The organism is Aeromonas sp. ASNIH8 (assembly GCF_002919855.1).
Taxonomy (GTDB): domain Bacteria; phylum Pseudomonadota; class Gammaproteobacteria; order Enterobacterales; family Aeromonadaceae; genus Aeromonas; species Aeromonas caviae.
On the sequence record NZ_PQLN01000268.1, the window covers coordinates 1 to 683 of the forward strand.

A 683-nucleotide genomic window follows, 5' to 3' on the forward strand; every position below is an offset into this window, starting at 1 on the left:
CGAACAACAAGCGCAACGCCTGCGCCAGTTGGGCGGTTGTGCTCGTTATGTCTGGAATCACGGGCTGGCAGAAACCAAACGCATTCTGGATGCTGGCGAAAAACTGCCTTCTGCCTTTGAGCTGAACAGGATGCTCACCAGTTGGAAGAAAGACCCAGAAATGGCCTTTCTGGCCGAGGCATATACCGACAACCTCCAGCAGAAGCTCAAGGATTTGCATGGCGCGTGGATGCGCTGCTTTGATAAGAAACTCGCCGCCAAGGCACCCGTATTCAAGAAAAAAAGCGACAACCGCGACGCTATCCGGTTCGTCAACTTCGACAAGTATTGCCGCCTTGAAAAGGGTCGAGTGAAGCTGCCTGCCGGGCTGGCGTGGGTCAAGTTCCGTCAGTCCCAGCCAGTTGAAGGGAAAATTAAAAACGCGACCGTCAGCCAAGCAGCCGGGCACTGGTATATCTCCTTTCAGGTCGAGCAGGAGACGCTTGAGCCAATTCACCCCTCCGGCTCAATGGTCGGGCTGGATGCGGGGATCGCCAAGCTCGCAACCCTGTCAGACGGCACGGTGTTTGAGCCCGTCAACAGCTTCAAAACCAATCAGACCAAGCTGGCAAGGCTCCAACGCCAGTTGAGCAAAAAGGTAAAGTTCAGCAGCAACTGGAAGAAACAAAAAGCCAAGATCCAGC

The 683-nt window shown here is 54.6% G+C and carries 1 protein-coding gene; it reads left to right on the top strand.

Features of this window, described 5'->3' with window-relative positions; all coding sequences use genetic code 11:
* Nucleotides 1-683 (top strand): RNA-guided endonuclease TnpB family protein (locus tag C3418_RS23850; protein ID WP_146054167.1); only part of this gene is annotated, 683 nt, incomplete at both ends.